Origin of the sequence: Brakhagea baltica, from assembly GCF_052161605.1 — a bacterium.
In the GTDB taxonomy this organism is placed as follows: Bacteria; Planctomycetota; Planctomycetia; order Pirellulales; family Pirellulaceae; genus JBKCUI01.
The window spans coordinates 1,005,137-1,021,983 of the sequence record NZ_CP197409.1 but is presented as its reverse complement, the minus strand read 5'-3'; the positions used below and the strand labels follow the sequence as shown (position 1 = coordinate 1,021,983).

The window sequence follows — 16,847 nt, the reverse complement described above, 5'->3', positions numbered from 1 at the left end:
ATCGCACAACATTCAGCCCTTACAACCGTTAAACTCAAACGTTCGATTTGAGACTGGACTCAGCCTCGTCATTCTCTTCATGACCTGATTTCACGACACACTCCCATGCGAATTCTTAAAAAGCGCCGTTCCCTTAACAAGAATCGAGCCAGAACCCGCTCCATTCTTCTCGAACAACTCGAAGATCGACGCGTTCTCTACTCCCCATGGCAAAACCCTGCACGCCCCCTCGATGTCGACAATGATCAAACCCTGTCGCCCCTCGATGCCCTCGTTCTCATCAATCGTATCAACGCGTTCGGATCGGGACCACTTCCTATCCGGATCAACCCTCTTGATTATTACTACGATGTCGATGGTGATTCCCAACTCACACCCCTCGATGTCCTTCGCGTTATTAATGCAATTAACTCCGGCGCATCCGGTAGTTTCGTATTTCCTAATCCTGGTGACTCCGAAGTCGCTCCCGCTGGATTTATCAGCGTTCCGCTCGCTCACCTGCCGGGCTCCCAAAATCAAATAGTCAACATCGAAGCTCAACTCACCGTACGAAAACGAGAGTTCAATGAGATGGGGATTTTCGTGGTCGATGACCAACAAGGCCGCGTTAATGGACTTCTTCCTGACCACCCGGAATACCCCCAGGCCGTTTGGAGATCAGCATCCCGCCGCGTTCTCTATTCGCGCAGCGATGTTTTTGATCTCACGACTCAACTCTCGCTTCCCGCTGCATCCCATGTCCGTGTTTATGTTCTTCAGTCTGCGACTAGCAATGGTTCACCTGAATCGCACTTACGCGTTTTATCACTGGCCGAAAACCGACTACGTATAGGCTGGGAGCAACACGCTCCTGTTTCCAATCTTCCCATCATCGGGGATCGCGGATTTGACGATGCGATTGTCGATCTTACCCTGAGTCCACCTGTCACTTCCAACGCCGCTCCTTTTATCTCGTTTATTCCCAATCAAGCTCATCCCGAGGAAACCCTTTTCGTCCTTCAAGTCATTGCGGGAGACCCCAACCTTGCAAACGACACCCTAACCTTTTCCCTGGATGCTGCTCCTCCCAGCCTCTCAATCAATCCGAATACAGGCCTACTGTCTTGGACTCCCACCGAAGTGGACGGTCCAGGCACCTACGGTGTCACGGTCCGTGTTACCGACTCTGCTAGTGCTTTTGCAATTCGATCCTTTACGATCTCGGTCCACGAAGTCAACCGGCCGCCCATCCTCTCTCCAATTTCCAACACCACGCTCACTCCAGGTCAAACTCTCACCTTACAAACTTCCGCATCCGATCCCGATATCCCCACCAATCGCCTAACCTACTCATTGCGCCCCGGTGCACCGGCAGGCGCCTCGATTGATCCCACAACTGGCCTGTTCCGCTGGACCGCCCCATCGGTCCTCTCGGAAACCACTTTCCCAATAACTGTCCGCGTAACCGATGATGGCTCCCCGAGTCTCTTTGATGAAAAGAGCTTTACGATTACCGTCCTCTCCGATTGGCTCGAAATCGTTGAAGGCGATCGCTTCGTTACCGAACATCGTTTTCCTATAACGCTCGCCGCTGGTATCTCCCATTTAGAAACTACGTTTTCTCGTCTTAACTTCGATCGAACAGATCGTCGCCGCATGCGAGATGCGTTTGAAGTTGCCTTGTTAGACTCTGCGGGTCGCCCGGTGGTGGGCTCGATCGCACCGGATCGAGATGCCCTATTCAACCAGACCGACTCGCAAACCACGCTTGTCGCTTCAGGCACCCATTATGAGATCACCGACATTGGCCCAGCCGATATAGGAGGTCGACTCACTATCGATGTGTCTCATCTGCCAGACGGATTCACGGGAGATCTTGTTCTCCGTTTGGTCAATAACGACTCCGACAACAGCACACGCGTTTCGTTCCTCCCGCATGTCACCCAAATACCTGGGTCTAAACGCGTCGCTGCCAGTTTCTCCACCGATCGTCCTTTCCCCGGTACTCTAGATGGCTCTGTTCGCGCTTTCCAATCGGACGATTGGCGACACTTGAGCCAGATCACTCCTTCGATTGCAATTCAGTACGATTGGACCGCCTACGATACCGATACGCAAACCGTCATCGCGGGTCTCACCCTCACCAACCAATCCCAACAAGCGATTCGAGGCCCGGTGCTCATAACGGTCGATCAGATCGAATCATTGACCGCGTCCCTCACTGGATATGCGGGCATTCTTCCATGGGATACGAGTCGCTTTATCGATCCGGCCGTCGCCGCTCTCGCCGGTTCACCGTTCTTTGATGCCACACCTGCTTTGGCCCCAGGAAACATTTTTGCCAATGCCGTCGAGACCGCTTGGGAGCCCGGCCAATCGATCCGCTTTCCATTGGAGTTCCACCAGTCAACCCTCGAACGATTTGACTACCGAATCCAAGTCCTCGGTACTATTAACCGTCCGCCTCGATTTACCTCAATTCCTGTCACTACGGTCGCACTCGGCAACGCCTATGTTTATAACAGTCAAGCGATTGACCCAGACCTCGATGTATTGCAATATGCTCTCATCTCGGGACCTAGCGGCTTGGCAGTCGATGCGGCAACCGGTCAAGTGACATGGACACCGACCGCCTCCCAACAGGGCAGTCATCTCGTCACGCTCCGCACCACCGATCCGTGGGGAGCCTACGATACACAAATCTACACTATCAGCGTATCGAGCAGTGGTCTTAACCGGCCTCCCGTCTTCGTCACCATGTCAGTCGTGGACGCCTATGTGGGTTCTCCCTACACATACGCATCACGAGCCAACGATCCAGACTTAGACCGGCTAACTTATTCGATCCTGGCCGGTCCCGATGGTATGCGAATGGAACGGGGGCCTGCACATTCGGGCGATCCAGGCAACCCGGCTGGCAATGTATCTTGGACACCTGCTCCGCAACACATTGGTCAGTTTGTCCCAGTCTCCTTGCAAGTTGACGATGGACGTGGGGGAGTCGCGATTCAAAGTTACGAAATCTACGTCCATCCCAATCCCAACAATCGCCCCCCGGTGATCGTAACGACTCCCCAATTCGAATTCGATATCGCCGGTCTCCTAGGCCAAGCCTCAGGTATCGTTACACCTTCAATGATCGAACTAGATCTTGCACCGGGGGAATTAGCCAATATACCCGTCACCGTCCAGATCCCCAGGACTCTCCCTAAAGTCGACGTTTTTCTCCTCTTAGACGATACGGGTAGCTTCGCCAGCCAGGGCCCCATTCTGGCCAACGTGTTCCCTCAGGTTATAACGCAGCTGCAGACGTCATTGCCCGACGTCGATTTCGGATTCGGTGTTGGACGGTTTGAGGACTACGGTCACCCATGGCAATTCACCTCAACATTGGACCGTCCATTCATTCTTAACCAACCGATTCTACCCGTCGATTGGCCTGACATGAACGAGTGGATCGTTTCCGCCTTGAATCGGACAGCTCCAGGAAGTGGAGGTGATGGTCCAGAATCCCTGATCGAAGCCCTCTTTCAAGTCGCCACGGGGGTAGGTTTCGACGGCAACAACAATGGTAATCTCCTCGAAAGTGGTCCTGTAGGTGCGGTACGCACTCAAACAACACCAGGCAATTCAGGCGACGTCCCGCCGTTCATTTCCATTAACTTCAGTCAACAACGCCCTCAAGCAGTCGAGTTGCCCCTCAATGTAACTCTTGATGTTCCAGCCAATACTCTCGCGAACCGAGCCTACCGATTCAACCTAACCGAAGGCGAGTTCTTCCAAATCGAAACGTCGACTAACGGAGGAATGGGACAATGGTTTTTGCTCAACCCTCAAGATCGCCTCGTTCGCACCTTTGAACCGGGTGCCTCAATCATCGATATGAGTTCTCTTGATGGCGAGTACCTCCTCGTCGCAAATAATCTTTCTGAACCTGGTACTGTTCGGCGAACAACTTTCGCGCCCATCTCCCAACCCCTCTCGTTTGACGTCGAAACAACCCTCGATGCAAACCCATCCGATGTCTGGCGAGAGTACACATTTACTCTCGCTTCCCCCAGTTTCGTTTCGTTCGATGCCATATCCGCGTCCGAATCGGTGATTTGGGAACTCACCGATTCTTCTGGCTATGTCTTTTCGGACTTCATAAACACACGAGTCCCCATTAGCGGTTCTGGTCACGGTTTCGACGGTAGCACACTCCATCCACGGGACCAACAGCATATTCTCGCAGCCGATTCCTATACTTTGACCATTCGCGGTCGCAACCCAACCAACCCGATTCGATTTATTCCTTCAATTTTCCCTATTCAGTCTTCCTCAACCGCAGCCATAGGCAACCCATCAAGCTTCTCTGTTCAAGCGAACCAAATGCACTGGGTGCGAATCGATGGCACCCCTGGCGAGCGTTTTCGACTAGTCCCCGCTCCCGAAATCACCCTTGACGCTCACGGTTTGATCGTATTCCAATATCCGAGTTCGAGTAGTAATCCCGGTTCTAACAGCGATCCAATCCACCAATTCGGTCTGCAACCGACCTTCTGGGCAGGCTACTCCAGCCAGCAAGACATTAGCCTGATGATCACGCCGAATGGGGTTGGTTCGACCGTATCTTATCCGACACCCATCTCGATTGATTTTGACATACCGATTTTCGGAACAGTCTCTACTGAACATCCCAGAGAAGATTTCGAAATTCAGCTTGACGACTGGTCCTATGTTACAGTGACACGCACCAGTGGCTCTACCGACTGGAGTTTCATTGCCCAAGGTGGGTCGAACTGGTTCGAATCCATTGAGGGATATGACCCTAACAATCAACGCCCCTTCCTCTCCCGTCCCATTTTGCTATCCCCCGGCGCACACCGCATCACGGTGTCTCCGGGTGGATTTGGTTCGTCCACAGGTTCTCAGCCTTTCGGCTTCACCGTAGCCCGCCAACCCTTGCAAAACACTTACACACAAGCGATCTCATCTGGTAACAACGGTAATCAAAACGACGAATTTGTCCCATTCGGCCCAGGCACCCGAGGGGGAGCGGGCTTCCGCCCAGGTGCTATCCCAATTATCCTCGCCGCAACCGATACCGGCACGGCTTACCAGGCTGATGGAGCGACGAGCATCGTCGGTATCAACGGCCTGGAAATCCCTCTCTCCGAGCTCTCCTCTTTCTCTCGCGATAACACTCCTGGAGGACGAGGTGCTACGATCCAACAAGCGATCGATGCACTGCTCCTTCAAGGTGCTCTCGTCGTCGGACTCGGTACAAATGCGTCAATCTCCGCAGCACCTCGTCAAACCTTAGAGGCGATCTCGCGACTCACTGGAGCTATCAACTCGAGTGATCAGCCCCTCGCCAACAATATTCCGAACAGCTCCATACTCCCTGGCGAACCTCTCTACTTTCAAATCACCGACGACCCGAACTCCCTCTCCGCAGGTGTTGTCGCTGCCATCGAATCTGCTGTACGAAACGCTCCTACCAACGTCGACTTGTTGGCTACCGATTTCACTAACGGATTTACCAACCTCACCGGTATCCAATTCGGTGTTCGTCCTGGCTCTATCGTTCCCTTTGAAACCGAGTTTCTAGGAGATGGTCAGGCTTATGTGTTCGACCTGCAATTCGTTCGACCTGGTGCCGGTGAAACCGTCGGTTCCATCCCTGTCGCCATCAACGATCGCTATGCATACAATTCCGCAGCCATCGATCCAGATGACGACCCCGTCACCTTGGAACTGATCGGCGAAACCCACGGTGCCTCGTTCGATCCTGATACTGGCAAACTTCGCTGGCGGCCGTCCGCACCCGGCCATTACGAATTCACACTTCAGGCTAGTGACCCTTGGGGAGCAACTGATACACAGACGTGGACAGTTACCGTCGGAGATGTTCGTGCAGAAAACAATCCGCCTATCCTAGCCCCGTTTCCCCCTATGGTGGTTCCCGCGGGGCAACCGATCGAAATCACAGCTCGTGCCTTCGACCTCGATTCCGGCGACCAACTCCGTTTCGGAATCATCGGTCCTGCAGCCGGTGGCACCGCAATCCCACGAGGTCTCCAGATCGATCCTCTTTCTGGCAAGATTTCTTGGACTCCTACCATCAACCAAATCGGCCTGCACGCGGTCACAATTCGAGTGACAGACGCGAAAGGTGGTAGCGATCAACAAATTTGGCTTGTCGAAATCTCCCCCCCGACAGTCACCCCCAATCGTCAACCTAATATTCTCTCCACTCCTATCGACTTCGCCGTCGTCGACCGCCCTTACCGCTACCAAATCCTCGCCGAAGACCTCGATTTAGATCCACTCTCGTATTCCGCGATCGTTGCTCCCTATGGTCTAGTCGTCGACCCCGAAACCGGTGTTGTCGCCTGGAATCCCACTTCAGCAGACCTAGGGGAGCACGATATACTCCTGCGCGTTTCCGACGGACGAGGTGGTTTGGCCTTTCAAAGCTACCGACTCTTTGTCTCGCAAACCAACGATCCACCCACCATCACCAGCCACCCCTCCGGGCCTGCGGTCCCGGGACTCCTCTGGACCTATCCCGTCACGGCTACCGACCCAAACGGGGACGCTATCACCTTTGGTCTCCTCCCCAACCAATCTCCCACCGGTGCCACGATCGATCCGCAGTCCGGGCTCCTCGCCTGGACTCCTCTAGCCAACGGTGCCTATCGTTTTGTCGTTTCCGCCAACGACGGGCGCGGCGGAGTCGCCTACCAAGAATTCCTCCTCCCGGTCTCCGATGCCGCTCCCCCACGCATCGTCAGCACCCCTACAAGTCCGGCTCGCGTTGGCCAACCCTACGAATACCTCGTCATCGCCACCGATCCCAACCCTGATGATACCATCTCCCTCACACTCGACGAGATCGCGCTTGCTCGTGGCCTCACCCTAGTTTCGCAATCTTGCCCCGCCGGAACAAGCGAATGCACCGCAGCTGCTCTCCTTCAGTGGACACCTAATCGCACCGAACCGGTCAACATCGCCATCACCGCAACCGATTCCACCGGCGGCACCTTTACGCAGTCCTTTACATTACAAATTCTCCCGACCGGACAACCCAATCGGCCCCCCGAGATCACCAGCACGCCACTCGGACCCGCCGTCCGTAACCTTGCTTATCGTTACCCTGTGATCGCGACTGATCCCGATGGCGATCCCTTGACCTATTCTCTCGATGCCGATTCCCTTACCCGGGGGGCCAGCATTGACGCCACCGGACTCCTCTCTTGGACTCCTACCTCTGCTGGACAGTTCCCCTTTATCGTCACCGTTTCGGATCCGCTTGGGGCCTCCATCTCCCAAAGTTTCAGCCTTCCCGTCCTCGCCAACGCCCCTCCCCGAATCACTAGTACCCCACCCACTCGCCTCGAACTGGGCCAATCTCTCTCTTACAACATAACCGCTGTCGATCCCAACCCCAGTGATACCATTCGTTTCTCCGCCGTGCCGCGCGATGGACTCAGCATCGATCCCACCAGCGGACTCCTTGCCTGGACTCCAACCACTCCAGGTAGCTTTACCCTGACAGTCTTCGCCACCGACAACCTCGGTGCCCGCGACCAGCAAACTTTTGACCTCCTAGTCATCGATACAGGCAACAACCAGCCACCCCAAATCACCGGTGCCCCGCGCAACCGACTCCAACTCGGCAGCGAATACCTGTGGCAAGTCCCCGCCACCGACCCCGATGCCGATCCATTAACCTTTACTCTCGTCTCCGGTCCCAAAGGCCTGACCGTGACCAACGAGGGCATACTCCGCTGGACACCCAGTTCCGAACAAGTCACCACGGGAGGCGAACCTCACTCCGTGACTGTCTCGGTCAGCGACGGACGAGGTGGCTCTAACTCAGCCTCCTGGCGCATCAACGTCGCACACTCGGCTGCCAACACCGCACCGTCTATTACCAGCGTTCAAGTTCGCGGTACCGACTACTCTCTTGAATCCAACAATCCTCCCCCAGCAGCTCTACTGCACGCAGCAGCGGGACGCCCCTATCAAGCCCTCTTTGACGCGTTCGATCCCGACGGCGATACGCTCGTCTGGTCCCTGGTCGATGCCCCATCGGGAGTCCGCATCGACTCACGCGGCTTGGTTGACTATCGCCCCACCTTCAGTAATGTCGGTTCGCAAACGATAACTGTCCAAGTGACCGATACCGCCGGTGCATCCGATCGTTTCACCTATACACTGCTCACGCGATCCGGAAATAGCCCCGCCCTGATCGCAGGTGACCCGCCCGTCCATCATCGTCGCGGCACAACGTACGAAACCAAATTTACAGCAGTCGATGCCGATGGGGATGAGATCTTCTTCCGCTTCGTTCCCGACTACCCTAATCACGCTGCTACGCTCGACGAAACCACCGGCGTACTTTCCTGGACTCCCGAAACCGAGGGCACCTACCGATTCCACGTTGCCGCCGTTGATCCTTTAGGTGCAGGCACGCAAATAGTGTTCGATGTCCGTGTCGATGCCTTTGGTCCCAATGATCCACCCGCCTTCGAAAACACTCCCCCCGGAGTCGCTGAAATCGGTAGTACTTACTCCCGCCGATTTCCGGCCACCGACCCCGAAGGTGATCCGATCACCTACACCGTCGTCTCCGGACCTGCCGGTCTGACCATCAACGCCACCGACGGCATTGTGACTTGGAATCCACCTGCCTCCCTGGTCAATACCTCTCATGCTGTCCGTCTCACAGCCAGTGACCCCGCTGGCAATGCCGCACATTATCAATTTAACCTCCCAGTCCGCACGGCCAATCGCCCCCCTCAGTACGACTCGATTCCCCCAACCACCATCACCGCTGGAGCCGTCTATCGCTACGATGTCCTGGTCTCGGACCCCGACTTCGACTCACTCACGCTTGCCCTCGTCGCTGCACCCAACGGTCTGGTCTTCGATCCCCAAACCCGTCGAGTCACTTGGACCACCTCTGCAGCGAACATCGGGCAGCACTCTATCTCTGTCTCACTCACCGACTCCCGTGTTCCCACCCCAATCGAACAATCTTGGATACTGACTGTCCAGCCAGACATCTCGGCACCATCGGTGCAAATTATTGTTCCTCAAACATCTGTCAACGTCGGTACCGAACTGTCCATCGAAGTTCGCGCGAGCGACGATGTAGGTATCGCTGAGCGAACCCTTCGGGTTAACGATACCAATTTACCCATCTCCTCCGCAGGATTTAGCAAATTTACGTTCCAAACCCCAGGGCGTTACGTCGTTACCGCTGCTGCCTCTGATTGGGCAGGCAATACCACCACGACCACCCTAGATGTATTCGTTCGGGATCCCAACAACGCAGCTCCAGTAATCCATTTCACTCAGCCAACTGGTGGCACCTCCATCACCGCCCCCACCCACGTTCATCTTACCGTTACCGATCCAGAAAACGACCTGACCTCGGTACAACTCTTCTTTGCACCCGCCGATGGATCGGCTCCGTTCCGTCCCTTTGGCTCCCGTGTCGCTTCCGCCGGCTCTACCCTCTCGAGTGTCACCGACCTCTCTCTCGGGCTTTTTGACCCGACCAATCTTCCAAATGGTTCCTATATCCTCCGAGCCATCGCCCGAGATGCTGGATTCAATGAAACGATCCGCGACACCTACGTCCAGGTTGAAGGCCGCTTGAAGCTGGGTAATTTTTCCCTCTCCTTTAACGATCTCACTATCCCTGTTGCCGGAATTCCTATAACTATTGTTCGCAAATACGATACGCTCGATGCCCAAACGTCAGGTGATTTTGGTTATGGCTGGTCGCTCGATATCCGGCAAGCGACCGTGCGGATAGACGCTTCGACCTTGGGTGGAGTAGGCTCCGGTCGCTTCCGAGCCTTTGTCGATGGGACTCGCGTCTTTGTAACCACCCCAGAAGGAACCGAGGAGGGATTCACGTTCCATGCGATTCCGGATCAATCCGTGTTCGGAATTCCCCTCAGTTGGAAAAGCTTTTTTATTCCCGACGCTGGGAACAGCTATCGCCTTGAAGCTCCCGCTGGAGGCCTCAAAAAACTCGGTAACGAATACCTCAGTGGCTTTGGCACGACCTACAACCCACAAGACCCCGAGTTCGGCAACGCATTCCAAGTCACCACGTTCCCGAGTCGTATCAAATACAATGTCAACGCTACAACGGGTAAGACCGTCTCGTTAGAAGATCGCTATGGTAACCGAGTCGAACCGCACTACGACGGTCTGCACAGCAATCGCGGGCGCAGCATCTTGTTCGAACGAGACATGCGAGGTCGCATCACTCGAATTACCGATCCCGCTGGGCATTCGCTCCTGTACGAGTACAACGCCGCCGGGCAACTAGTTAGCTTCTACGACCGCCGCGCCACCGCTCGCCTCAATGATGCGGACCCGAGCAACGATCCCACGCCGATCCGGTTCGCTTATAACCTCGCAGAAAATCCTGCTTTTGCTGGAATCCCCGGCGCTGCTCATTACCTTACGCAAATCACCGATCCTCTGGGGGTGGTTGCAGTACAAGCCAACTTCGATCCCGACACAGGTCGCTTGATCGAACTGGTCGACGCAGAGGGGCAATCGGCTCAAATCGCCTACGACATCGTTGAACTCACCGTCGCTAGCACGTCAGCATCGGGCTCGACCGAAGTCTCGCTCGATCGGCACGGCAACCCTACCCGCAGCGTCGACGAACAAGGTATCGTGATCCTCACCGAGTACTCCGACCAAAAGCGGGGACTCCCCAGCCGAATGACCACGATTGTCGGCGAACCGGACACCCCCGAGCAGATTGCTGCCGGGACTGGCGATGACCAGGTCGTGAAATTCACCTTCAACCAATGGGGCCAGCGGACCAGCGAAACCGATTCCCGTGGCCATGTCACCCGAACCATTTATGACAATCAAGGTTACCCGCGACAGAACATCGATGTCTTCGGCAATGCAACAACCTTTGCGTTCCATGACGATCAATTGGTCGGCACAACCGACCATTTGGGTAACAGCACTACCTTCGGTTACGACTCGTTTGGGAACATTACCCACGTGACGCAATCCAACTGGAGCGTCGGGACCTCCACGACCTCTAGTATGGTCTATAACACCTTTGGCGATATCATCGCGATGACCGACGCTGATGGCAACTCGCGCTCCATGCAGTATGATTCCGTCGGTCGCCAAATCGGGGCTTCCTATGTTTGGACCGACCCTAACGGCATCTTGCCAGACAAAACCCTTAGTTCTACCACCGTCCTGGGACCAGACGGACAACTCGACGTATCGATCGATCCTCGTGGTCAGACTTCTCGTGTTCTCTATGATGCGCTCAATCGTGGCTCGACCCAAATCGATTCGACCGGGCTCAACTCGGAAACAATTTACGACAGACGTGGCTTGGCAATCGAATACCGCCAAGAATCCATCGACGAAAATGGAAACTCTGTCTGGTTCTTATCAAGAACACTTTACGACGCCGCAGGGCGTGCCATCTACTCCACCGATTCCTTTACCGAAGATGTCTTTACCAACCATCCCGAAGAGATCACCGGCACCCATACCGTTTACAACACACTCGGACAAGTCGAACGAACCGAACAACTTGTTGGGCTCAACATCGACATCGTCACGTCTGGCATTCAACCTCCAACCTCTCGCCTAATCTCTGCTGGCACGGTCATCTCCTTCTCCGGTGCCCATTACGACGACGCTGGGCGAGTCATCGAAACGTTCAACGAACACGGTCTACGATCCCAAACCCTCTACGGCCAGCACGGCGAAGTCGTCGAGTCCCGCACCGAGTTGCCTCCCGCCTCCGGTGCATCCACCGGTCACTGGCTCGTCTCCCGAACGATTTATGACAACTTCGGACGAGCCATCATTTCGACTGACGGCTTCCTCGTGCCTCTCGACACACCTTTAGGTGAGGACCCAAAGTCGCTGATCGCTCCGCCGATCAGTATGCGCATCACCCGCACTGTCTACGATTCCCAAGGCCGCAGTATCGCCACCGAGCGCTACACCGACGCCCTAGTCACCCTCCCTCCGGGAGGGTCGGCGCAGCCGGGGAGGGCCGCCTTCGTCCTCCAATCTCCCGGCACTCTCGAATCCGTCTCCGAAACCCTTTACGACCGCGCCGGTCGAGTCTGGCGCACCATCTCCGGCCGAGTCCCCCTGTCCACCCTCTCCCCAACCGCCTTGGCCCAATCCGCCGCCCTGGCAAACTATCCCACACATGGCACCGCTAGGGATCCGTATGCTAAAAGCTGGAACCTGAGTCCTGGAGTCTTGTCCGATACCCTGTTCGACACTCGCGGACGTCAGATCGCCTCGCTGGGCCATCCACTCCCCGCCTCGGACGTCGGCCTCGATCTTACTCTTTCACCCTTCAACCTCCCTAGTTCAAACTTCCTCGTCCGCTTAAGAAATGAAAAGGTTTATGACTCTCTCGGTGGAGCTACCGTAACCCATACGGGAATCATCCATATCGAGAAACTTGATGGCAGTTTTGTCAAGATCGATCGCTCTCAAGAACGAACACGCAAAGACATCACCGATTCCTTCGGGCAAGTGATCGAGACCATCGACGCCGTCGGTACCCCCCTCGAATCCTCAACCAAGCGCGAGTATGATGATCGCGGGCGAGTCGTCGCAGAAATCGACGCGATCGGTACTCGCAAAGAGTTTTTGTACAACGATCTCGACCAACTCATCGCAGTGAAACTCCCCGCTGTACCGAATCCGCTCAAAGCAGATAATCCGGTCGAACAGCCGATCTACCGATATCATTACAACGTCTTTGGGCAGATGTCGAAACTCGTTGACGCTAACGGTCGGGAAACCCAGTTTGCTTTCGACTCAAGAGGCCAAAACACCCACCGTGTGCTTCCCGACTCGCAAACCGAATCATTCTCCTACGACAATCGTCAACGTCTCGTATTGCACGTCTCCTTCGAAGGTGTCCACAAGCAATCACTCTATGACGACACTCCCTCGGGCGCCGGTCGGATGATCGGTTATAACCTGTTCAGCTCCGAACAAGATTACGTGAACTACCAACTGAATGGTACTCTCCCCACCGGTAAGCTGTGGGAGACGATTCGAATGTCCTATGATAGCCGAGGGCGTTTAGAATCCACCATTCATCAGTATCGGGATGGAGCGACGGTTAAGCTTACCGATACTTGGACCAATTCCTATGACTTACAGAATCGGCTCGCTCAAGAAGCCTCACCGACAGGTTTGGTTCAGTATCAATATGATTCATTGAATCGGCGAATCCAAGTGTCCGCGTTTACTAGAGATGCCGATGGAAACCTGGAGGTAACGCCAACTTCCGTAGTAAAATACGCCTACGATATTCTCGGGCGACTCCGTACCGTCAGCACAACGGTTCGCGATGGCGTTCCCGTCGATGTTGATCCTATCGTGCCTGGTGATCAGCCCGAACGAGCGACTTATTTTTACGATCTGTTCGGGCGGATGGATTACACGGAAATGCCCAATGGCATCGTGGAGGATTATAAGTTTGACCTCCTCGGGCGGCTCGATGTGATGCGCCACTTCCAGGCTGACAACGACAATCGAAACTTGACCGACAATGCGTTACTTGCGATTTACGATTACGAATATCGGGCAGATGGCAGACGAGTGGGGCTTACCGAGAAATATGGCGGAAGCGGCTTCGGCTTCCAGCCTGTGAGTGCGATCACGGATGCGGTTTTAGCCAATAGCTACACCTGGACGTATGATAATGCGGGACGCTTGATTCGGGAAATTCTAGATTCCAGCGACGACAGCATCGATCAAACCGAGTCCTATATCATGGATTTGGTTGGTAATCGAATGCGTCGCACGATTGATCGAATTGGCATCGAGAATGATTTCACGGATGTTTATGTTTACGACTCAAGTGATCGTTTGTTGAACGAGTATCGTTACAACAATCTCACCAGCACGGGAACGCCATCACAATTGACATCTTACGGTTGGACCGGTACCCAACAGACTTCCAAGACCGTTTCTGTCCCCTCCGTGTCGACAATGGTTCAAACCATGTCTTATGGTTTGAAGGGGCAGCTTGAAAGAGTCGTCACGACTACTAGTGATGGTTCCGACACCTTCACTGGTCGGACTCAAGTAGAGTATCGCTATGATCCAAGAGGCATCCGGTTTATAGCAACCGATTACAGCTATGACCTTCAAACGTCGAGTTTCGAGCTACAAGGTTCAACCGAATATTTGATCGACCATCATAACTTCACTGGTTATGCTCAAACGGTTCTTGAAACGAGCAAGAATGCCGAGGGGCAAACCACGAAGCGGATATCGTATACCTTCGGTCATGACGAGATCACGCAAACGGTTAGTGAGATCGACCCATCGAGTGGCTCGGTTGTCTCGACCGAGACTCACACCTTCGGTCATGATGGGAAAGGAAGCACTCGCGTTCTATTGGATACTGCCGCCGCCATCGCACAGATCTTCACCTATTCTGCTTATGGCGAACTCTTAGGGCTCCACAACGCTTCAGGTCAAAACCTCACAACTCAAGTCTCCCCACTAACGTCTCAGCTTTACAACGGCGAAGCGTTTGACGCACGAACGGGGCTCTACAACATGCGAGCCCGTTGGTACAGTCCATCGAACGCTCGTTGGGAGCGTCTAGACCCCTTCGCCGGCAACCCCAACGACCCCTTCAGTTTCCACAAATACGGCTTCGTCCACGGCGATCCACTTACCGGCATCGATCCGTCAGGCTTGTCTTTCATTACCCAAATCCCGATTGCTTTTGGAATTGCGGGTGGGCTAATAGGAGGGGCTGTGGGCGCGACAATGGCGTACTATTCTGGCACCAGTATCATTTTGGGTTTATCCAGAGGGATTTTAGTAGGCATGTTTGCTGGAATGGGGCTTGCTTACGGGGGGATATGGTTGGTCGGATATGCAGGTTGGCTTGGGTCTGTTTTATTGTCGATAGTGGCCACTGAAGGGCTCTTCTTCTCTTTGATTGCAAGCATGAAATCGGCCGAGTTAAAACAGAAGGGACCACCACCCACGCCAGAACGTGCACGTCATGATTACGATTACGCACGCTTGAGTTTATCAATCTATGAGGGAGCGCGTAGGATGCGCGATGCTGTCGAGAGTGACGGTTGGGAGGGCATTGACGGTATTGGGGGAGAAGACAGGTTTTATTCCTACCGATCGAGACTCTATAAAAATGACTCACGAAGGGAACTCGTTATGGTTTATGAAGGATCCACCCCCAGTTTGTCTCATTTCGGAGACTGGGCGAATAACTTTCAACAAGGAACCACTATGGTGGATGCAGGGTGGCAGTATACCAGGGCAAAAAGGGACGCTGTCGAAGCAGTCGAGATGGCTGAAAGGCTTGGCTATAAAATCACTATGACTGGGCATTCGTTAGGAGGAGGGCTTGCTACCGCATCTGCCCTGCATACGCGTCAGAAGGCCGTTACCTTCAATGCCGCTGGGGTTAATCCTAATACAACAAGGACCTCCGGTGCTTCCCGTCTGATTACGAACTATAGAGTTCAAGGCGAAATCTTGAGTACGCTACAAGATTCTCCATTTTTTGGATGGTTCCTGCCCAATTCGTCTGCTGGTACAACTTATTGGTTAAGGGGGCGGAGTGACAGTCCCATCGCTCGACACACCGACGACATCTTGCAAGGTATGGAAGATTTTTTTTGAAAACGAACCAAATCAAAAATCATTGGAAGAAAATCGCCGTGTTCTCGTTTATGTTCATTGCCACCTTTCTGGTCGCGCGAACGACGATTTATTACCTTCAGCTTTTTCGCGGTGTCGCAATGATTAAGAACAATGACAAACAGGCACTTGAAAAACTCGTTCAAGGGAACTCACACTTAGCAACCGGACTTCTTGGGGATGCATATCAAGTAGGTAATGTAGAAATATTTGAGATGCTACTCAAGAATGGAGCCAACGTAAACGTAGCCTATCTGAAAACGGAGTTTGGTCCGTATCCGCTCCTGCATCATCTAGCGAGAAGAGAGAAAGAGCCCATCTGGCTCGAGACAGCTTTCATTCACGGTGGTGACCCAAATAAGAGAAGTCGAAACCAAATCACTCCTTTGTCAGAATCCCTTCACGGACGCGTATCAACCCATGCTATGTTAGCCTTGAAGTACGGCGCAGATGTTCGAGGGCAATTCGACAATGGACAGCAGCATTATGATGTTGCTGTTGAGTTTCGCCAATTCGAACCTGCTTACTACATGCTTGCAAATGGAGCTGATCCGAATGCAGAGACGTTTCTGTATTCAACAGCCATAAAGGGAATCCAGCAGTGTTGGACCGGCCGGGGGATTGATAAAACCTCTGCGGAAACGGCAAGGCAAGATATCTGGTATCAAAAGATTGTCCAATGGTATCACGATCATGACATGGATGTCTTTAATGCGACATTTGAATTCACTGATGAGAAGAAGGGTGTTGGCAAATGGCGAATACCAAGCTTTTCGAATAACCAGGCCGAATCACTCCAAGACTAACATCCCAACTTCGTCGGCTGGATATCATGTGCATAATGGACAAAGATCCGTCCCCAAGACAGGAAATGGGGTTTGCCAATATCGTGATTCAAGCCTGGCGTGAGGAGGTGGCAAAGCAGTGAAAAATTTTGTTTCCTTGATTCGAACAATTTGTGGGTACATAGCAGCTGGGATACTCGGAATCCCAATAGGCATTATCAGCCTTATTTTGGTGTTAATTTTGACGGGCTTTTATAAGCCAGAAGTACAGGTGCCAATATGGTGGGAGATAGTTTCCTGGATCATTCTGCTCGGTCCGATTCCCCTATGCATGCTGTATAGATTTTTTATGGGACCGTC

2 protein-coding genes are annotated in these 16,847 nt (G+C 53.8%); both read left to right on the top strand.

Annotation, left to right across the window (positions count from 1 at the left end; translation table 11 throughout):
* The first annotated feature begins 105 nt into the window (after positions 1-105).
* Positions 106-15,684, top strand: a complete 15,579-nt coding sequence (locus SH449x_RS04065; RefSeq protein ID WP_482380040.1) for a putative Ig domain-containing protein — start codon at positions 106-108, stop codon at positions 15,682-15,684.
* Positions 15,681-16,508 carry an ankyrin repeat domain-containing protein gene (locus tag SH449x_RS04060; protein WP_482380039.1) on the top strand — a complete coding sequence of 276 codons (828 nt, stop codon included), beginning with the start codon at positions 15,681-15,683 and terminating at the stop codon, positions 16,506-16,508. Before SH449x_RS04065 ends, SH449x_RS04060 begins: the two co-directional genes overlap by 4 nt.
* Positions 16,509-16,847 lie beyond the last annotated feature (339 nt).